A 19609-nucleotide genomic window follows, 5' to 3' on the forward strand; every position below is an offset into this window, starting at 1 on the left:
TTGCACTGTCAACTGTTCATCACCGCGTCATAAAGGCAGGATCGGCACATAGGTGCGCTGAAGCCAATGATGGCGGGCGATTCGCCCAAGTTATTGATTACACGAAAATTAGTTGCGGTTGAAACGACCATGTGAAGATTTCGGGCCTGTCCCGCGCTGTCCGGGCGACACGGCGGGACGTACATTGACCGTTCATTTTCATGGCTGATGACATATTGGAATAAGCCCTCGTCAGAGCAAAAAAACGGTTCTTCTCCCATCTGAGGAGGGCGTCTTGTTGCAAGGGCCGTCCCAGAGTGAGCACGACGCTACGCGGGTGGCCGGGTGTGCAGGCGCCGATTGGATCGGCTGGCGTCTCCGACCGGGCCGGTCGCGAGCGTGAGGGCCCCGTAGCAGCCGGTAGGCCCCTGGTGCAAATGTCCCCCGGCCGCGAGGCGGCCTCCTCCTTTATTTTGCCCAGGAGCCTACCGGCTGCTACGCGGCTCGGCTTGCGGTGCGCCGGGGGGAAGCCAGGCTCTTCTGGCGCTTTCGGTGGGTCGGGCGCTGGGGCCCCAGCGCCCGACCCACCGACCGCTGTAGTTGGGAATCGTCACGGCACGTTGCTGCTTGCCCGAAATAAGGGCGAAGAACCAAAAAAAAGCCCCGCCGAAGCGGGGCCCTTCTGACCGCTGACGCCGTCGCTTACCTGCCGAAGTCGTACTTGGCCTGCACATACACCGCGCGGCCGTAGGGGTTGTAGATGTTGCTGTTGTACGGCGCGCCCACGTTGCCGGCGTAGCTGTGCGCCTGCCCGTCGGGCATCTTGTTGAACACGTTGTTGACCATCACCGACAGGGTCAGGTCTTCCAGCGCCTGGTAGTTCACGCTCAGGTTGTAGGTGGTGTAGGAGCCCCACTTGCCCGCCTTGTAACCGGACGAATGCACGTAGTCGTACCCGTTGCCCAGGTAGGCCATGCGGTTGGGGGTCTTGCCGATGTAGTTGAAGTACAGCGTGGTGGTCCACTTGTCCTTCGCCCAGCCGACCGAACCGTCAGTGCGCACCTTGGCGTACTGGTCGTAGTTCCACATCGCGTACGGGTCGCGCAGCAGGTCCAGGAATGCATCGCCCGGCTGCGGCTGCAGTTCGCGCTTGATCATGTTGGTGTAGTTGGCGCCGAACTGCAGTGCACCGAAACGGCCGATTTCCTGCACGTACTTGAAGCTGGCCGTGACCGCCTGCAGGTTCTGCGCGGCGACATTCAACTTGGGCGTGTAGATCTGCTCCAGGTTGCCGGCCGCGTCGCGGGTGATCCAGTCGTCGACGTTCTGGCAGCTGGCCGAGGTGTTGTTGGTCAGGCCGTTGCGGCAGTAGTACTCGGCCAGCAGCAGCTGGTCAGAGGACAGGGTGTTGACCTCGTTCTTGATCTTCCAGTTGTAGTAGTCCACCGACACCGACAGATTGTTCATCGGTGCCCACACGATGCCGGCGTTCCAGACATCGGCGGTGATGGGCTGCAGGTCGGGGTTGCCCGACTGCTCGCCGAACACCGATTCGTTGTCGTAGGCGCAGCCGAGGGTATCGGCCGGGTCATAGCCGAGCTGGCCACACCGGTAGTAGTCGGTGGAGGCGTTGGCGTAGTAACCGCTGCGGCCCTGGAAGGCGTCGGACAGGCTGGGCGCTCGGAACGCGGTGCCGTATTTGCCGCGGAACAGCAGGCTCTCGATCGGGCGGAATTCCACGCCGATGCTGTAGGTCGCCTTGTCCACGGTGTTGTTGGCGATCTTGAACGCGTCGTAGCGCCCGGAGCCGGTCACGGTGAGCGACTCCAGCAAGGGCATGCGCAGCTCGGTGGTCAGCGCGTAGTTGCTGCGGTGACCGGCGCCGGACACGGCCGTGGTGCCCCACACCTCGCCATCAAGCAGGCGCTGGTCGGGACGGTAGGACCAGCCTTCGCTGCCGCCCTCGGCGACCACCGCAAAGCCCGCATCGCCGCCGGGCAGGGTGAACAGCGAGCCGTTGGTGATCTGCACGCGGCCCAGGTTCTGCCAGGTCTTGCTTTCGTTGTAGGTGAAGCCGGTGAAGGTCTGGAAGTCGCCCGCGGGGAGGCGCGAGTAGAACGCACCCCAGTTGGGGTTGTAGATGTTGTAGCCGTCATCGGTGGTACCCAGCACCGGGCCGAGCACATGGTCTTCGAAGTAGCCGTCGATCTCGTCGGCCCAGCGCGCGAAGCTGCGCTCGGTCAGGCGATATTCGCCACGGCTGAAGCTGGCGCTGTAATCCCAGTTGCCGGCGCTGCCGCGGCCGCCCAGGGTGACCTGGTAGGACTTGTTGCGGTCGGTGCTGAGGATGTCGCGGTAGCCGGCGCCGCTGATGTCTTCCGGTGCGAAGGCGCGCTGCAGGTTCATGTACTGCTGGCTGGACTGGTCATAGAACTGGCCAAAGCCCACATCGCTGCCCCAGAACGCATAGCCCGAGCCGGAGGTGTAATCGACTTCTTCCAGGCTGTAGAGCGCATCGCCGAACAACTGGAAATTGTCGTTCACATCGAAGCTCATCGAGGTGTAGAACTGGCTGCTTTCCTTGCCGTTCTTGAGTGTCTTGTAGCCGGGGCTGTAAGCCGAGCCGCAGGATTCGCCGGTCGCGCGCGTGCCGAGCACGGTGGTGCCACCGAATTGCCCCGCAACGCCTGCGCACCGGGTGGGATCCATCATCACATAGGCGTTCTGCTGGTCGGGCAGGTACACCAGGAAGTCGTTGGTGGGGACCTGCGCCGAATAACCGACCGGATTGTTCACCTTGGTCAGGTCGCGCTGGTAGCCCCAGATCGGGCTGCTCTTCTCATACTGCACGTTGACCAGCGCGTGGAAGCGGTCGTCGAACGCATTGAAGCCATGCGCACCGCTGAGCCGGAAGCTGTTGCCACCGCCCTCGGTATAGGCGCCGCCGCGCACGTTGAGCACGCCGCCGTCCATGCGGTCCTTGAGGATGATGTTGACCACGCCGGCGATCGCGTCCGAGCCATACAGCGAGGACTGCCCGCCGGGCAGAATCTCGATGCGCTCGACGATGTCGATCGGAATGCCGCTGAGGTTGTTGAAGGTGTCGCTGCCGTTGTAGAGGGCAGGGTAGGACAGCATCGGCCGCCCATTGATCAGGTACTTGGTGTAGCCCGGGTTGAGCCCGAACATGCCCGACGCCTCGGCACCCTGGGTGAACGATGCCGAGCTCTGGCCACCCTGCAGGCCGCCGGTGGTGAGCGAGTTCTGCTGCAGCACTTCGGCCACGCTGGAGAAGCCGCGGGTCTGGATGTCCTCGGCGGTGACGGTCAGCACCGGGGTGTGGTTTTCGATCTCGGTCTGCGGGATCAGCGAGCCGGTGACGGTGACGCGGCTCAGTTCGGTCGTCGCCGCATCCTGGGCGAACGCGCTTGCGCTGGCGAGCAGCAGGCCGGACAGGACGGCGGCGGTAAGCGGGTGACGCGGGTACTTGAGGCCTTTGCGGAACATGTGGATCTCCGTACTGGTAATGGCGCGGTATTCCCTTTCCTGGCAATACCCGGATCGTTCAGCTGGGTTTCAGCGTTTTTCGACCGTAACACAGGCTTAACTTGAAATAAATGTCTTGGAAACATTATTCGTTTATTCCGAAAATTATTCATGAAAAACATACGGTTACGGATTACCTTGGTGTCGTTTCATAATAACAATGAATAAATGATGAATATCCATACAAGTTAACAACCGAGATACTTGGACAAGTTTCCATCAGCGGCAGCCGATGCAGCTGCGCTGCGTGATGCAACCGGTGGGAAAACACGGTGCGGCGTGCACTGCTGCCCATCACAGCGGGGCGCGGCCCGGCCGGGGTTGTATAGTTGCCGGTTCCCATCGCGGTCTTCCCGGAGCCATGCAGTGAGCAGCAGTCAGTCGCGTCGTCCCCACGCCAGCCAGGTGCAGAAAGGGCTCAGCCCGCATCCGCGCATCCGCAACGTGATTGCCGTGGGATCGGGCAAGGGCGGCGTGGGCAAGTCCACCACGGCGGTGAACCTGGCCGTGGCGCTGGCCAAACTGGGCGCGCGCGTGGGCCTGCTGGATGCCGACATCTACGGTCCGAGCGTGCCGGCCATGCTCGGCCTCAGCGGCCGCCCGGAAAGCCCGGACAACAAGTCGATCGAACCGATGCGCGCCTTCGGCGTGGAGACCATGTCGATCGGCTACCTGATCGAAGACGAGACGCCGATGATCTGGCGCGGCCCGATGGCCACCTCGGCGATGACCCAGTTCTTCAATGACACTCTTTGGGATGACCTGGACTACCTGCTGATCGACCTGCCGCCGGGCACCGGCGACATCCAGCTGACCCTGACCCAGAAGATTCCGCTGGCCGGCGCGGTGATCGTCACCACGCCGCAGGACATCGCCACGCTGGACGCCAGGAAGGCATTGAAGATGTTCGAGAAGGTGGAAGTGCCGGTCCTGGGCATCCTGGAGAACATGGCCGTGCACACCTGCAGCAACTGCGGCCACCGCGAGCACCTGTTCGGCGATGGCGGCGGCGAGCGCATGGCCGCGCAGTACGGCGTGCCGCTGCTGGGGTCGCTGCCGCTGGAAATCGGCATCCGCGAGCAGGGCGATGCCGGCACGCCGATCACCGCCGCATTGCCGGACTCGGCAGCCGCCCAGGCCTACCTGCGCGCGGCCGAGCGCCTGATCGAGGAAGTGGCCAAGCGCCCGCGCGCCAGCATCCCGATCCTGTCCTCCCTGATCTGACCGCCCGGCCCTGGGCCTGGCACGTCTGAACCGCACAAGGCCCGGCATTGCCGGGCCTTGTTGCCTGCGCCCCCTGCATCGCAGCTGGCCGCAACCCGGGTGGCTGTTTAGAATCGTGGCCCGGGCGCCCGTTGGCGGTGCCGTTGTTCCTTTCCGCACCCAGGACCCCCCATGAGCATCAAGAGTGACCGCTGGATCCGTCAGATGGCCGAACAGCAGGCGATGATCGAGCCGTTCGAAGCTGGCCAGGTCAAGCAGGCCAACGGCCAGCGCATCGTCAGCTACGGCACCTCCAGCTACGGCTACGACGTGCGCTGCTCGCGCGAGTTCAAGGTGTTCACCAACATCAACTCCACCATCGTCGATCCCAAGCACTTCGACCCGGGCAGCTTCGTGGACATCGTGGGCGACGAGTGCATCATCCCGCCCAACAGCTTCGCGCTGGCGCGCACCGTGGAGTACTTCCGCATCCCGCGTGACACCCTGGTGGTGTGCCTGGGCAAGAGCACGTACGCGCGCTGCGGCATCATCGTCAACGTGACCCCGCTGGAACCGGAGTGGGAAGGCCATGTGACCCTGGAATTCAGCAACACCACGCCGCTGCCGGCGCGCATCTATGCCAACGAAGGCGTGGCCCAGATGCTGTTCTTCCAGGCCGACAAGGACGATATCTGCGAGACGTCGTACAAGGACCGCGGTGGCAAGTACCAGGGCCAGACCGGCGTGACCCTACCGCGCACCTGATCACCACGCGGGTGTCTGCCGCGCATCTGGTCTTCCCCGGCGTGCTGGCGCGCATCGTGTAAACCCGACGCGCGGACTGCGGTGCACCGGGTCCCCTGACGCGGATACTGCTGGGCGCCTGGTTCCCCGAAGGGTAGAGCCGACCGTTGGTCGGCTGCGGTTGCGCGATCCGTAACGGCGACCGCCCCGAACGAAAAAGCGCGGATCGCTCCGCGCTTTTTCGTTTCACCGGTTTGCCGGCCAGCGGCCGGCACTACCTTTGTTTCTGCGGTTGCCGGCCAGCGGCCGGCACTACTTGCCGCGGCCGAACAGCAGTCCGATGCCCACCGCCACCAGTACCACCGGCCACCAGGTGAGGATCAGCTTCCCCATGTTCATGTTGGTCCAGCCCAGATTGCTGGCCAGCAGGAACAGGCCGACGAGGATCAGGACGATGGCAGCGACAAGGTTGGAACGCATCAGGGGCAGGGTCCGCTAGGGCTGGGGCGAATATCCTAGCCGTTCCTTCCAGTGCGCGACACGTTCGGCCAGCACCGCCGGATCGAAACGGTGTGCCTGGCCCTGGCCCCACACGGGGCCCGGCCACGCCGGATCGCCAACGTGGCGGCCGATCACGTGGAAATGCAACTGGCGCACGATGTTGCCCAGTGCGCCGATGTTGATCTTCTCCACCCCGTCGGTGCCCTTGAGCGCCTTGCAGGCACGGTTCAACTCGGTGCGCAGTTTGTCCTGCTGATCGCCGTCCAGGTCGATCCACTCGGTGATGCCGGCCAGCCGGGGCACCAGGATCAACCAGGGGTAACGCTCGTCGTTCATCAATCGCACTTGCGACAACGGCCCTTCTGCTACCAGTACGCTATCGGTGGCCAGGCGTGGATCCAGTTCGAACTCGCTCATCCAAGATGCTCCGCAAAGAAGTCCAGGGTGCGTTCCAGCGCCAGGGTGGCGCTGTCTGGATCATACGCATGTCCGACGCTGCGGTTGAAGGCGTGGTCGGCCGGGTACACGAAGGTGGCCATCTGCGGCAGCTTCTCGCGGTGGGCGGCGATCGCCTCGGGCGGGATGCTTTTGTCCTGGGCGCCGAAGTGGAACATCACCGGCGCCTTGGGTGGTTCGTCCAGGAACTGCACGTTGCGCGCCCCGTAGTAGCTGACCGACGGCAGGCCCAGCCGCAGCGCCGACAACAGCGCGATGCTGCCGCCCCAGCAGTAGCCCACCGTACCCACCTTGCCGGCCGGGGCCAGCCGCGAAGCCGCGGCGCGGACGATTTCCAATGCCTTCTCCACGCCCAGAGCGTTCACCCGTTCCAGCCCCTGCTTCACCCCGTCCGGGTCGTAGGGCAGGGCGTCGGGGTCGGCGTCCACCCCGTCGATGAGGTCGAAGAACGACGGCGCCAGCACCGCGTAGCCCTGCGCGGCAAAGCCTTCGGCCACCTCGCGCACGTGCGCGTTGACCCCGAAGATCTCCTGGATGACCACCAGCCCGCCCCGGGGCTTGCCCGCCGGCGTGGCCTGCCAGGCCCGGACCGGACCGTGGTGCGTATCGAGCGTGACCCACTCACCCATGATGCGTGACTCCTGTTGGTTCAGGCGTTCATTATCGGCCGCGCGCCGGTTAGGGCGGTGTCAGCGGCCGTGCCGGGTCTGGCGGGATCGCCCCGATGCGATTCAGGGCCCGGGGCCCAACGCCGGTATACTTGCCGCCGTTTCCGGCCCCAGGTCCCCACGCCATTCCGGCATGGGCCCAGGCCCCCAGAGTCCCGCGATTCCATGTCCCAGCTGAACCCCAAAGTCGGCTTCGTCAGCCTTGGCTGCCCGAAGGCGCTCGTCGATTCCGAACGCATCCTCACCCAGCTGCGCTCGGAGGGCTACGACATCGTGCCCTCCTACGATGCGGCCGACGTCGTGGTGGTCAACACCTGCGGCTTCATCGATTCGGCCGTGACCGAGTCGCTGGATGCGATCGGCGAGGCGATGAACGCCAACGGCAAGGTCATCGTCACCGGCTGCCTGGGCAAGCGCCCCGAGCAGATCCGCGAGGCGTACCCGAACGTGCTGGCGGTGTCCGGCCCGCAGGACTACATCAGCGTCATGGAGGCCGTGCACGCCGCGCTGCCGCCCAAGCACGATCCGTTCGTGGACCTGGTGCCCGACTACGGCATCAAGCTGACCCCGCGCCATTACGCGTACCTGAAGATCTCCGAAGGCTGCAACCACAAGTGCAGCTTCTGCATCATTCCGTCGATGCGCGGCAAGCTGGTCTCGCGCCCGGTCGATGAGGTGCTGCGCGAGGCCGAGCGGCTGGTGCGCGGTGGGGTGAAGGAACTGCTGGTGGTGTCCCAGGACACTTCGGCCTATGGCGTGGATGTGAAGTACGCCGAGCGCATGTGGCGCGACAAGGCCTACCAGACCCGGCTCAAGGCGCTGTGCGAAGGCTTGTCCGAACTGGATGCCTGGACCCGCATGCACTACGTGTATCCGTACCCGCACGTGGACGAGATCGTGCCGCTGATGGCCGAAAACCGGATCCTGCCGTACCTGGACATTCCGTTCCAGCACGCCAGCCCGCGCATCCTGAAGCTGATGAAGCGCCCGGGTGCGGTCGACAAGACCCTCGAGCGCGTGCAGCGCTGGCGCCAGCTGTGCCCGGACATCACCGTGCGCTCGACCTTCATCGTCGGCTTCCCCGGCGAGACCGACGCCGAGTTCGAGGAACTGCTGGGCTTCCTGGACGAGGCGCAGCTGGACCGCGTGGGCGCATTCGCCTACTCACCGGTGACCGGTGCCACGGCCAACGACCTGCCCGATGCGGTGCCCGAGGAAGTGAAGCAGGAGCGCCTGGCGCGCTTCATGGAACGCCAGGCAGAGATCTCCGCCGCGCGCCTGGAGGCCAAGATCGGCACCGTGCAGCAGTGCCTGGTCGACGCGATCGAAGACGGCATCGCGGTGGCCCGGTCCAAGGCCGATGCGCCGGAAATCGATGGTCTGGTGCACATCCAGAATGCCGAGGAAGCCCGCCTGCGCGTGGGCCAGTTCGTCGACGTGGAGATCACCGAGAGCGACGACCACGACCTGTACGGCGACGCGTTGATCGACGCGGCGGCCCGCAAGCCGTTCGACCTGCAGGTGCTGTGACCGCGGCAGCGGTCGATGCCGGTGGCACGCGCCGCCGTTTCATCGCACCGCCGCGTGGCGCCGTGGCGGCGGACGTCTTCGCCCAGCCGCTGTTTGCCGGGTTCTCCCGCTACGCCGATCTGCTGACGGCGGCCGACTGGCCGACCGTCGCGGCGCTCGATGCCCGCCTGGCATTGCCGGGCCGGCACCTGGTCGAGCAGGACGACGCGCTGCTGGCCGATGGCCTGCACTACGAGCAACGCATTGCGCAGGGCCGCATTGCCACCCGCACGGCGAACTGGCACGACCTGTTCAATGCGCTGGTGTGGGCATGCCATCCGGCCATCAAACATGCGCTCAACGCACGCCAATGCCTGCACATCGGCTGTCATGGTCCGCAGCAGCGCAACCGTGCGCAGGCGGCGCTGACCCAGTTCGACGAAACCGGCGTGATCGTGCGGGTGCGCGATCCGGCGATGGTGCAGGCCTGGGACCGGCATGACTGGGCGGCGGTGTTCGTGGATGGGGCAGGGCAGTGGCGCAACGGCGAGATCGCCGTGGCGGCGGTGATCGGCCACGCGTTGATGGAGCAGGCCTTGTTGCCGGGGCGTCTGCTGGTGGGCAAGTGCGTGGTGGTGTGCGCCGACGAGGATGCGCGCGCCGTGGCACAGGTCGCGCGGAGGATCCAGAGCGGACGCGTGCTCAACGATCCGCTGGAGCTGCGGCCGTTGCCGCTGGCGGGCATTCCCGGCTGGCATCCGCGGCAGGATGCGGCGTTTTACCGGCAGGCCGATTATTTCCGGCCGCTGCGCGACGGCAGGGGCTATCCCGCGCCGCAGGACGCGTAAGGCCGCGCACGGTAGGGTTGGTTCCCAAACAACCGCCGGTAGCGGCGCCACACCCGGTAACGCCGCGCGTTGAGCGACGCAAAGGCCTTTGTCGCCGATGCTCATGCCAATACCGAACGCGGCGAATCCCATGGCAGTCGATCGGGATGCGACCCTACCAACAGCAGGTAGCCCTCAACGCCGGGATGGCGCTGCGGCCATCGCCGATGGGCATCCCCGTTCCGCCTGCGCACCAGGACGCCCCACACGGTAGGGTTGGTTCCCAAACAACTGCCGATAACAGCGCACCACCCGGTAACGCCGTGCGTTGAACGGCGCAAAAGGCCTCAGCCCGCGCCGTACTCCACCGCCAGGATCGCAAAGCCGTGGCGGCCGCTGGGCAGCTCCACTTCAAACTCGTCGTCCACGCGCTTCTTCAACAACGCCCGCGCCAGCGGCGAATCGATGCTGATCCAGCCGGTGGCGGCGTCGGTCTCGTCCGGGCCCACGATGCGGTAGCGGCTGGTATCGCCGCTGTCCACGTTCTCCAGCTCCACCCAGGCGCCGAAGAACACCGCCTGCGGATCGGTCGGGGTGGTGTCGACCACGCGCAGCGATTCCAGCCGCTTGGTCAGGTAGCGCACGCGCCGGTCGATCTCGCCCAGCTGCTTCTTGCGGTAGGTGTACTCGGCATTCTCCGAGCGATCCCCCTCGGCAGCCGCCGCGGCCAGCGCCTTGACCACCTCCGGCCGGCGCACCCGCCACAGGTCGTCCAGTTCAGTCTTCAACCGCTGATGGCCCTGTGCGGTGATCAGGGCCGTACTCTTTTCCGCCGGGGGACGCCAACGCGACATCGGTATCGCTCAGCGCTTGCCGCCGAACAGCCCGCCCAGGATGCCGCGCACGATCTGGTTGCCCAGTTTGCTGCCCACGGTCCGGGTGGTCTGCTTGGCCATGGTTTCGATCATGCCCTGGCGGCGCTTGGTGCCGAAGATGGCGTCCTTGATCGACTGGCCGAAGCCGCCTTCCTGCTGTTCGTCCTGCTCGCGCGTGCGGGCCTTGGGCGTATCGGCCTGCGCGACCACCTTCTGCGCGCGCTGGGCCAGCAGTTCGGCCGCCGACTCACGGTTGATCGCGGTGTCGTAGCGGGTGCCCACCGGGCTGCCAGCGCGCACCTGGGCGCGTTCGGCCTCGGTGATGGCACCCATCCGGCAGCGGGGCGGGGCGATCTGGGTCTGCTGCACGGGCGAGGGGATGCCCTTGTCCTGCAGCGTGGACACCAGTGCCTCACCGGTGCCGAGCTTGGCCAGCACGGCCGCCACGTCGAGCTTGGGATTGGGCACGAACGTTTCGGCGGCGGTCTTCACCGCCTTCTGGTCGCGCGGGGTGAAGGCGCGCAGCGCATGCTGCACGCGGTTGCCGAGCTGCCCCAGGATGTTGGCCGGCACGTCGTCGGGGAACTGCGAGCAGAAGTACACGCCCACGCCCTTGGAGCGGATCAGCCGCACCACCTGCTCGATGCGCTGCACCAGCGCCGGCGGCGCATCGTCGAACAGCAGGTGGGCCTCATCGAAGATGAAGACCAGCTTGGGTTTGTCCAGGTCGCCCACTTCGGGCAGGGTTTCGAACAGCTCCGACAGCAGCCACAGCAGGAACGTCGAGTACAGCTTGGGCTTGAGGACCAGCTGGTCGGCGGCCAGGATGCCGATCACGCCACGGCCGTCATGGTTGACCCGCATGATGTCGGCCAGTTCCAGCGCCGGCTCGCCGAAGAAGGCTTCGCCGCCGTCCTGCGACAGGCGCAGCAGCGAGCGCTGGATCGCCGCCACGGTCTGTGCGCTGACCAGGCCATATTCGGTGGAGATGTCCTTGCGTTCGTCGGCCACCAGGCCGAGCAGGGCGCGCAGGTCATCCAGGTCCAGCAACAGCAGGCCGCGGTCGTCGGCCAGCTTGAACACGATGTCGAGCACGCCGGACTGGGTGTCGTTGAGCTCCAGGATGCGGCCCAGCAGCGTGGGGCCCATCTCGCTCACGGTGGTGCGCACCGGGTGTCCCAGCTTGCCGTACAGATCCCAGAAGATCGCCGGGCTGGCGGCGGGGGCGTAGTCGGCCACGCCGATCTCCCGTGCCCGCTGCAGCAAGGCCTCGGTACCTGCACCGGCCACGGCCAGGCCGGACACGTCGCCCTTCACATCGGCCAGGAACACCGGCACGCCGATCCGTGAAAAGCCTTCTGCCAGGGTCATCAGGGTGACGGTCTTGCCGGTGCCCGTGGCCCCGGCCACCAGACCATGGCGATTGCCCAGACGGGGTTGCAGGGTCACGGCGATATCGTCGGTGATGCCTTTGCCGAGCAGGATCGGATCCATGGTCAACTCGCTTGTGCTGGTGCTGTGTGAATGGGCGGGATTCTAAACGTCGACGCAGGTTGCCGGGCCGACCGGGTTGCCCCGATGCAAGTGGCGCGGCTACTCTGCCCCATCTTTCGCACACAGTGCCAAAAATGCCCGTTCCTGTCTTGCTTGTCCGTGGTTGGCCGCTGTTGGCGCTCGCTGCAATGCTCTCGTTCGTGCCGGAGGCCCATGCGCAGCGGGTTTCGGCCCGTGACCGGGTGAAGATCGATGCGCTGGACCAGCGCATGGCCGCTGCCGAGAAGCGCTACCGCGATGCGCTGGTGCTGGTGGCCAATGCCGATCCCAAGGGCAAGAACGAAGGCGATGCCGCCCTGGAGGACATGGAGGATGTGATCAGCGCCTGTGTCGCCCAGAAGGGCTGCCAGGTCAGCAACATGCTGCCGGCCTACAAGCGCCTGCTGAAGGACAACGCCGACACCCGTGATGGCGAGGGCGACGAGCTGGCCAGCGACGGCGGCCTGCTGGAAGCCGACCCGGACCACATCGGCCCGCTGTCGGCCGACGTGCCCGAAGCGGCGCGTGCGGCCGCGCTGCTCAACGACAAGCGCCACGCCTTCGACAACATGGTCGAGTACAACCCGGCGGTGCAGGCCGGCATCCGCCGCTGGCTCACCGACATGCGCCCGGCCTTGATGACCACCTACGAGAACTACCAGAACCTGCGCCAGGTGATGTGGCCCGAGTGGGAGAAGCGCGGCCTGCCCGAGGCGCTGCTGTTCGGGATCATGGCCAAGGAATCCAATGGCCGCGTGCACGCCTCCTCACGTGCCGGCGCCGCCGGCCTGATGCAGTTCATGCCGGCTACCGGCCGCCGCTTCGGGCTGGGCCCGGATGGCACCGGCTTCGATACCCGCTTCGATGCGCGCAGCGCCGCCGAGGCCAGCGCCACCTACCTCAACGAGCGCATGCGTGAGCTCAACGGCAGCGTCGAGCTGTCGCTGGCCGGCTACAACGGCGGCGAAGGCCGGGCCGTGCGCGTGTTCAAGCAGAGCGGCGGCCAGGGCTTCTGGGTGGACAGCGTGTACAACCAGTTCCCCGGTGAAACCAAGGACTACGTGCCGATGGTGATCGCCGCGGCCTGGATCTTCCTGCACCCGCAGCAGTACGGCGTGGAGTTCCCGAAGATCAGCGCGCAGCCGGCGACGATCCGGCTGGCCAAGTCCACCACCATCTACGAGCTGACCATCTGCCTGGGCAGTGCCGGCACCCGCGACGGTTACATGCGCGCGCTGCGCAACCTCAACCCGCGCTATGAGGCCGACGGCTGGATTCCGGCCGGTACCACGATCAACGCCACCACCCGCATCGCCGGGCTGTACAACCGGTACTGCGTCAGCGGCCCGCGCGCGGACCTGGCACGCACCCTGATCACCGCCGACCTCAACGCCGCGATCGTGCGCCCCGCCGCGGCCAGCTACACCGGCAACGTGGCGGTGGGCAGCGTGGTCCCGGTGGCGCAGGTGCAGGCCAGTGCGGTGGCGTCCACGCCGGTCGCCCCGGTGGCCACGCCTGCGGCAAAGCCCAAGGCCAAGCCGGCGCGCAGCCACAAGGTAGGCAAGGGCCAGACCCTGGGCGCGATTGCCGACAAGTTCCAGTGCGACGTGCGTGAACTGGCCCGTGCCAACGGTCTCAAGGCCCCGGCCTACGCGCTCAGGCAAGGCCAGGTGCTCAAGCTGCAGGGCTGCGGCAAGTAAGCACACGCCCAATGGAGTAGGCTGCCGGCATCACGCCCGCGGCCACTCCCTTTCGGCCACCGGGTCACGCATACAGGACAAGACGATGGATATCACCGCAATCAACGAGATGTTCGCCAACATCCGCGAAAACACCGATTGGGACCTCAATGGCCCGATGCTGTGGGGCTATTTCTTCGTCAACACCACCCCGGAGCCGTTGAGCGGCCTGGGCGAGAAGCTGGTCGCCATGGGCTACAGCCTGGTCGAGATCTTCGAGCCGGACCTGGAAGAGGGCGAGGCGCCGTACCACGTGCTGCACGTGGAGCGCGCAGAAGTGCACAGCGAAGCCTCGCTGGACGCCCGCAACCACGAGCTGCAGGCGCTGGCCGAAGCCAATGGCGTGGAAGACTACGACGGCATGGACGTCGGCCCGGTCGAGATCTGACCGCAACGGATCGCGTCCCACGAAAAACGCCCCGGTTTCCCGGGGCGTTTTTTTATGGGCGTGAGCCCAAGGTAGTGCCGGCCGCTGGCCGGCTCCCCGTAGTGCCCGCGATGCCGGCCAGCGGCCGGCACTACCGTAATGCCTGCAATGCCTGCAATGCCGGCCAGCGGCCGGCACTACCGCAATGCCGGCCAGCGGCCGGCACCGCCGTTACTTCAAGGTCGCCAGCGCCTGGCCCAGCTGCACGGCATGCTCGGCATCCAGGTGCGGGGCGAAGTCGGCCACGCCCGGCGGCAGCAGGATGATCACGGTGGAGCCGTAGTTGAAGCGCGCCATCTCCGCGAACCGCTCCAGCGTGATGCCCTTGCCGCGATAGTCCTTGCGGGTGATCGTGTCGCCGTACGCCGGAATCTCTTCACCGCCCCACACCGTTTCCACGCCGGACACCAGCAGCGCGCCCACCATCACCGACACCATCGGGCCGAAGTCGGTATCGAAATGGCAGACCAGGCGCTCGTTGCGGGCGAACAGGCCGGGGACGTTGTTGACCGCGGCCGGGCCCACGCTGAACAGACGGCCGGGCACATGCACGGTTTCGCGCAGGGTGCCGGTCCACGGCATGTGCACGCGGTGGTAGTCCTTGGGCGACAGGTACACGGTGGCGAACAGGCCGTGATGGAAGACCTCGGCATCCTTGGCATCGCCGAGCAGTTCGGCGGCGGTGAACGACTGTCCCTTGGCCTGGAAGATGCGACCGTCCTCGATGGCGCCGAGCTGGCTGATGCGGCCATCGGCGGGCATCACCAGGGTGCGCGGGTCGGGCGCGGCCACGCGGGCGCCGGGCTTGAGCGCGCGGGTGAAGAACTGGTTGAACGTGGCGTAGCTGCGCGGGTCGGGATTGGCGGCCTCGGCCAGGTTGACGCCAAACTTCTCGGTGACAGTGTCGATCAGCCAGCGCGAGATCCGCGGGTTGCTGGAATACGCCAGGCGCCGTGCCATCGAGGACAGCAGGCGGTGGGGCAGGACGTAGCTCAGCGTGGTGGTCAGGCTCATGGTGCGGTTTTCTCGGTCAGCGTCTGCAGATCGCGGGCAATGGCCTGCGCATTGAAAGGGGGGCGGATCAGGCCGGCAAGTTTGCCGTCCGCGTCCAGCACGGCCAGGCTGGCCGAGTGTTCGAGGGTGTAATCCTCGGGATTCTCATCAAACTGTTTGCCGGGCACTTTCTGGAACACGAAGCCGAGCGAGGTGGCAAAGCGTTCGAGCGAGGGGACGTCGGCGGTGGCGGCCAGGGTGTCCTTGTGGAAGGCGTGCACGTACTCGCCGAGGCGGGCCGGGGTGTCACGCTCGGGATCCACGGAGATGAACACCAGGCGCGGGCGCAGGGTGTCAGGCTGGGCTTCCCACTGTTTCTGGGCCTGGGCGAGGTCGGCCAGGGTGGTGGGGCAGACGTCGGGGCAGAAGGTGAAGCCGAGGAACACGAGGGTCCAGTGGCCTTTGAGCTCGCCGGGAATGAGGCGGGTGCCGTCGGACTGGCTGAGGTTGAAGTCAGGCAGGGGCCGCGGCTGGGGATAGAAGGTGATCGATTCGGTAGCGGGGCGGTCGCTGGCCGGCTTGGGCGCGAACACTTTCTGCGCGGCGACCAGGCCCAGGCCGGCGGCCAGGGCGATGAGCAGGATGATGCCGACGTTGCGATTGAACATGGAAAGCCCGTTCCCGGAAGGGGCCACCATGATAGGGGCGGCGGCGGCGCTGTTGGGTCTTTTGGGGTTTGTTGGGTTGATTCTTTGAAGAGCGTAGGTCTGAAGCGAAGGCAAAAGCCGGAGCCGAGGCCGGAGCCGAAGCCGGAGCCGGAGCCGAAGCCGAAGCCGAAGCCTTGGTGTGCAGCGATCGGAGGCGGCGCCGGCACGGGTGGGGTTGCGGGGCACGCTGCAAGTACGTCCATGTAAGCTCCGTCGGCGCATCCATGCGCCTCAGGGCCCCGCAACCCCACCCGTGCCGACGCTCGACAGTTGGCTGGTGCCCTCGTGTAAAGGCGGTAAGGCTAGGCAGGGCTAGGCAGAGCTAGGCAGGGCAAGGGCACTGGCAGTGCGATTGGGGTTGGGGCAAGGGGAAGGGGTCAGGTAGTGGGGAGGGTAGGGAGGTGCCGAGCAAGGCTCGGCACTACTCCTCCCACCCGTGCGGGCGCAGGAGGCTGCTCTGGTTCTTGACCTTGCTCTCAATGCGGCACCGAGGGTGTGTCGGGGGTCGGTGGGGGTGGGTTGGCAGGGCCCTGAGCCGCATGGATGCGGCGACGGAGCTTACATGGACGTACTTGCAGCGTGCCCTGCCAACCCACCCCCACCGACCCAGCCCGCCACCAACGAAGCGCCGCCTTTGAAGTTGACCTTGACCCTGCTCCAGGCCTCCAAACCCCCAAACCCCCAACCCAACCACTTTCGACTGCAACGGATGCCGGGGGGCATGGGGTCGCCTATAATCGGGGGCCACACTGTCTGTTGCCTTGCCATGACTGCCGAAACGGCCGCCGAACTTCACACGATCATCGACCTGATCCGCTACGGCACCAGCCGTTTCAATGCCGCAGGCCTCACCTTCGGGCACAGCTACGACAACGCCCTGGACGAAGCCACCCAGCTCGTCCTGCACAGCCTGCACCTGCCGCATGACCTCGGCCCCGCCTACGGCGCCGCCCGCGTCACCACGCCTGAAAAGGCCGAGGTGCTGGCCCTGTTCGAGCGTCGCATCAACGAACGCCTCCCCGCCGCCTACCTAACCGGCGAAGCCTGGTTTGCCGGCCTCAGCTTCAAGAGTGACAGCCGCGCCCTCGTCCCGCGCTCGCCCATCGCCGAACTCATCGAAACCGGCTTCGAACCCTGGCTGGCCGGCCGCGACGTCCATCGCGCCCTCGACCTCTGCACCGGCTCGGGCTGCATCGCCATCGCCATCGGCCACTACTACCCCAACTGGGAAGTGGACGGCGTCGACCTCAGCGACGATGCCCTGGCCCTCGCGCATGAGAACAAAGAACGCCTCCAGGCGCACAACGTCACCCTGATCAAGTCCGACCTGTTCAACGGCCTCACCGGCCGCCACTACGACCTGATCGTCACCAACCCGCCCTACGTCACCAACGACGAAACCGATGCCCTGCCGCAGGAGTATTCCTACGAGCCGGACATGGGCCTGCGGGCCGGCCCCGACGGCCTCGACCTCGTCCTCAAGATCCTGCGCGACGCCCCGCTGCACCTCAGCGAAGATGGCCTGCTGATCTGCGAAGTAGGCGAGTCCGAACAGCATCTGATCAAGCTCCTGCCCGAAGTCGACTTTGCCTGGATCGAATTCAAGGTTGGCCAGATGGGCATCTTCGCCGTCGAATGCCGTGAGCTCATCGCCCACAGCGCGCGCATCACCGAACTGGCAGCGCAGCGGCCGTGAGTTCCAACAGCTTCGGCACACTGCTGACCGTCACCACCTTCGGCGAATCGCATGGTCCGGCGATCGGCTGCGTGATCGATGGCTGCCCGCCGGGGCTGGAGATCAGCGCCGGTGAGTTCGACCACGACCTGCAGCGTCGCGCCACCGGCAAGAGCCGGCACACCTCCGCGCGCCGCGAAGCCGACGACGTCGAGATCCTGTCCGGCGTCTACGAAGGCCGCACCACCGGCACCCCCATCGCGCTGCTGATCCGCAACACCGACCAGCGCAGCAAGGATTACACCGCCATCGCCCAGCAGTTCCGCCCGGGCCATGCCGACTACAGCTACTGGCAGAAGTACGGCATCCGCGACCCGCGCGGTGGCGGCCGCTCGTCCGCGCGCGAAACCACCATGCGCGTGGCCGCCGGCGTCATCGCCAAGAAGTGGCTGCAGCAGCGCCATGGCGTGACCGTGCGGGGCTACCTGTCCCAGCTGGGCGCGATCACCCCCACCGGGCACGACTGGTCGGCGGTGGAAGACAACCCGTTCTTCTGGCCGGTGGCCGAACAGGTGCCCGCGCTGGAGAGCTACATGGACGCGCTGCGCAAGTCCGGCGACTCGGTCGGCGCCCGCGTCAACGTGGTCGCCGACGGCGTGCCGCCGGGGTGGGGCGAGCCCATCTACGGCAAGCTCGACGGTGAACTGGCCGCCGCGCTGATGAGCATCAACGCCGTCAAGGGCGTGGAGATCGGCGACGGCTTCGCCAGCGCTGCCCAGCTGGGCACCGAACACCGTGACCTGATCACCCCGCAGGGCTTTGCCAGCAACCATGCCGGCGGCATTCTCGGTGGCATCTCCACCGGCCAGCAGGTCACCGCCTCGATTGTGCTCAAGCCCACCTCCAGCCTGCGCCTGCCCGGCGCCACGGTGGATGCCGACGGCAACGCGGTCGATGTGATCACCACCGGTCGCCACGACCCGTGCGTGGGCATCCGCGCCACCCCCATCGCCGAGGCGATGATGGCGCTGGTGCTGATGGACCAGGCGCTGCGCCACCGCGCGCAGTGCGGCGACGTGGGCACCATCACCCCGCGCATCCCCGGATCGATCGATGGCTGATCGCCGCCCCCGGGTCTGGGTCAGCCAGCCGCTGTTCGACGATGTGGTCGAACAGCTCGGGCAGCATGTCGACCTGGACATGACCGGCGAGGTCACCCGCTATACGCCACAGCAGTTGGCGGGGCGGCTGGCCGAGGTCGACGGCGCGCTGATCACCCTCAACGAGCGCATCGGCGCGGCCGAGATCGCCAACGCCCCGCAGCTGCGCGCGATCGCCAACGTCGGCGTGGGCTACAACAACCTCGATGTGGAGGCGCTCAGCGCAGCCGGCATCCTGGCCAGCAACACCCCGGACGTACTCACCGAAACCACCGCCGACCTTGGCTTCGCGCTGCTGATGGCCACCGCCCGTCGCATCACCGAGGCCGAGCGCTGGCTGCGTGATGGGCAGTGGGGCCAGTGGTCGTTCCAGACCCTGCTCGGCGCGGACATCCACGGCAGCACGCTGGGCATCCTCGGCATGGGGCGCATCGGCCAGGGCATCGCCCGCCGCGGCGCGCTCGGGTTCGGCATGCGCGTGCTGTACCACAACCGCTCGCGGCTGCCCGACGCCACCGAAGCCGAAGTGGGCGCGCAGTACGTTGACCTCGACACGCTGCTGGCCCAGGCCGACCACCTGGTACTGGTGCTGCCCTACAGCGCGTCCTCCCACCACATCATCGACGCCGGCGCATTGGCGAAGATGAAGCCGACCGCCACCCTGGTGAACATCGCCCGCGGCGGCATCGTCGACGAAGTGGCGCTGGCCGACGCGCTGGCCAACGGCCGCCTCGCCGCGGCTGGACTGGACGTGTTCGAAGGCGAGCCCACGGTGCGCCCGGAACTGCTGGCCCTGCACAACATCGTGCTGACCCCGCATATCGGCAGCGCCAGCCAGGCCACGCGCCGGGCGATGGTGCAGCTGGCCGTGGACAACCTCACCGCCGCGCTGGGGCTGGGCCCGAACGCCGGCCACCCGCCGAGCGCGATCAACGCCGACGCCGTGGCCGCCGCCAAAACCGGCCGCGCGACCGTGGGCGGCAAAAATGTCGGCGACGCAAAACGATAGGGAACCTCCCCAGCCAACAGGCGAGGTTCCCGAACCGGCAGGCACCGATCGTTGGTCG

Annotated in this window: 17 protein-coding genes; 9 read left to right on the forward strand and 8 right to left on the reverse strand. The window is 66.6% G+C overall.

The window, feature by feature from the left end:
- Window positions 1-681: 681 nt before the first annotated feature.
- On the reverse strand, window positions 682-3486 hold the full coding sequence (locus tag DX03_RS05970) for a TonB-dependent receptor domain-containing protein (protein WP_038687166.1): 2805 nt from the start codon (window positions 3484-3486) through the stop codon (window positions 682-684).
- A gap of 405 nt (window positions 3487-3891) precedes the next feature.
- Here DX03_RS05970 and apbC point away from each other — a divergent pair, with 405 nt between their 5' ends.
- Both apbC and dcd read left to right on the forward strand, forming a co-directional pair.
- Window positions 3892-4749: an iron-sulfur cluster carrier protein ApbC gene (gene apbC, locus DX03_RS05975; protein ID WP_038687168.1), complete on the forward strand. Its 858-nt coding sequence runs from the start codon at window positions 3892-3894 to the stop codon at window positions 4747-4749.
- A 171-nt stretch (window positions 4750-4920) separates the two neighbouring features.
- Complete coding sequence (gene dcd / locus DX03_RS05980; RefSeq protein ID WP_038687170.1) at window positions 4921-5493, forward strand: dCTP deaminase; 573 nt, start codon at window positions 4921-4923, stop codon at window positions 5491-5493.
- A 291-nt stretch (window positions 5494-5784) separates the two neighbouring features.
- Here the strand turns inward: dcd and DX03_RS21105 are convergent, their stop codons facing one another.
- Genes DX03_RS21105 through DX03_RS05995 form a run of 3 tightly spaced genes read right to left on the reverse strand, consistent with a single transcriptional unit; the run spans window position 5785 to window position 7058 of the window.
- Complete coding sequence (locus DX03_RS21105) at window positions 5785-5952, reverse strand: LiaI-LiaF-like domain-containing protein (protein WP_019182647.1); 168 nt, start codon at window positions 5950-5952, stop codon at window positions 5785-5787.
- Window positions 5953-5967: 15 nt separating this feature from the next.
- The gene (locus DX03_RS05990) at window positions 5968-6390 is read right to left on the reverse strand and encodes an HIT domain-containing protein (protein WP_038687173.1); all 423 of its coding nucleotides are present in this window, start codon (window positions 6388-6390) and stop codon (window positions 5968-5970) included.
- Window positions 6387-7058: a dienelactone hydrolase family protein gene (locus DX03_RS05995; RefSeq protein WP_038687176.1), complete on the reverse strand. Its 672-nt coding sequence runs from the start codon at window positions 7056-7058 to the stop codon at window positions 6387-6389. The genes DX03_RS05990 and DX03_RS05995 overlap by 4 nt, the downstream gene beginning before the upstream one ends.
- A 204-nt stretch (window positions 7059-7262) precedes the next feature.
- On the opposite strand from DX03_RS05995, the gene rimO reads away from it, so the two are divergent.
- Entirely contained in the window at window positions 7263-8627 is a 1365-nt protein-coding gene (gene rimO, locus DX03_RS06000) for a 30S ribosomal protein S12 methylthiotransferase RimO (RefSeq protein ID WP_038687178.1), read from the forward strand.
- Complete coding sequence (locus tag DX03_RS06005; RefSeq protein ID WP_038687180.1) at window positions 8624-9454, forward strand: DUF3025 domain-containing protein; 831 nt, start codon at window positions 8624-8626, stop codon at window positions 9452-9454. The genes rimO and DX03_RS06005 overlap by 4 nt, the downstream gene beginning before the upstream one ends.
- 326 nt (window positions 9455-9780) lie before the next feature.
- On the opposite strand, the gene greB is transcribed toward DX03_RS06005, so the two are convergent.
- Both greB and DX03_RS06015 read right to left on the reverse strand, forming a co-directional pair.
- Window positions 9781-10287, reverse strand: a complete 507-nt coding sequence (gene greB, locus DX03_RS06010; protein WP_038687182.1) for a transcription elongation factor GreB — start codon at window positions 10285-10287, stop codon at window positions 9781-9783.
- 9 nt (window positions 10288-10296) lie between these two features.
- On the reverse strand, window positions 10297-11802 hold the full coding sequence (locus DX03_RS06015) for a helicase HerA-like domain-containing protein (RefSeq protein ID WP_038687184.1): 1506 nt from the start codon (window positions 11800-11802) through the stop codon (window positions 10297-10299).
- Window positions 11803-11936: 134 nt separating this feature from the next.
- On the opposite strand from DX03_RS06015, the gene DX03_RS06020 reads away from it, so the two are divergent.
- The gene (locus DX03_RS06020; protein ID WP_038687186.1) at window positions 11937-13541 is read left to right on the forward strand and encodes a transglycosylase SLT domain-containing protein; all 1605 of its coding nucleotides are present in this window, start codon (window positions 11937-11939) and stop codon (window positions 13539-13541) included.
- An 85-nt stretch (window positions 13542-13626) separates the two neighbouring features.
- Complete coding sequence (locus tag DX03_RS06025) at window positions 13627-13968, forward strand: ribonuclease E inhibitor RraB (RefSeq protein WP_038687188.1); 342 nt, start codon at window positions 13627-13629, stop codon at window positions 13966-13968.
- A 210-nt stretch (window positions 13969-14178) separates the two neighbouring features.
- Here DX03_RS06025 and asd read toward each other — a convergent pair whose 3' ends face one another.
- Window positions 14179-15021: an archaetidylserine decarboxylase gene (gene asd, locus DX03_RS06030; RefSeq protein WP_038687189.1), complete on the reverse strand. Its 843-nt coding sequence runs from the start codon at window positions 15019-15021 to the stop codon at window positions 14179-14181.
- A complete protein-coding gene (locus tag DX03_RS06035; RefSeq protein WP_038687191.1) occupies window positions 15018-15668 on the reverse strand; it encodes an SCO family protein in 651 nt (216 codons plus the stop codon). The genes asd and DX03_RS06035 overlap by 4 nt, the downstream gene beginning before the upstream one ends.
- An 805-nt stretch (window positions 15669-16473) precedes the next feature.
- Here DX03_RS06035 and prmB point away from each other — a divergent pair.
- The 3 genes from prmB to DX03_RS06050 are packed head-to-tail and all read left to right on the forward strand — an operon-like array spanning window position 16474 to window position 19551.
- Window positions 16474-17403, forward strand: coding sequence for a 50S ribosomal protein L3 N(5)-glutamine methyltransferase (gene prmB / locus DX03_RS06040; protein WP_038687192.1), 930 nt, complete (start codon window positions 16474-16476; stop codon window positions 17401-17403).
- On the forward strand, window positions 17400-18503 hold the full coding sequence (aroC, locus tag DX03_RS06045) for a chorismate synthase (protein WP_038687194.1): 1104 nt from the start codon (window positions 17400-17402) through the stop codon (window positions 18501-18503). The genes prmB and aroC overlap by 4 nt, the downstream gene beginning before the upstream one ends.
- Window positions 18496-19551: a 2-hydroxyacid dehydrogenase gene (locus DX03_RS06050; protein ID WP_038687196.1), complete on the forward strand. Its 1056-nt coding sequence runs from the start codon at window positions 18496-18498 to the stop codon at window positions 19549-19551. Before aroC ends, DX03_RS06050 begins: the two co-directional genes overlap by 8 nt.
- Window positions 19552-19609: the final 58 nt, after the last annotated feature.

The organism is Stenotrophomonas rhizophila (assembly GCF_000661955.1).
In the GTDB taxonomy this organism is placed as follows: Bacteria; Pseudomonadota; Gammaproteobacteria; order Xanthomonadales; family Xanthomonadaceae; genus Stenotrophomonas; species Stenotrophomonas rhizophila.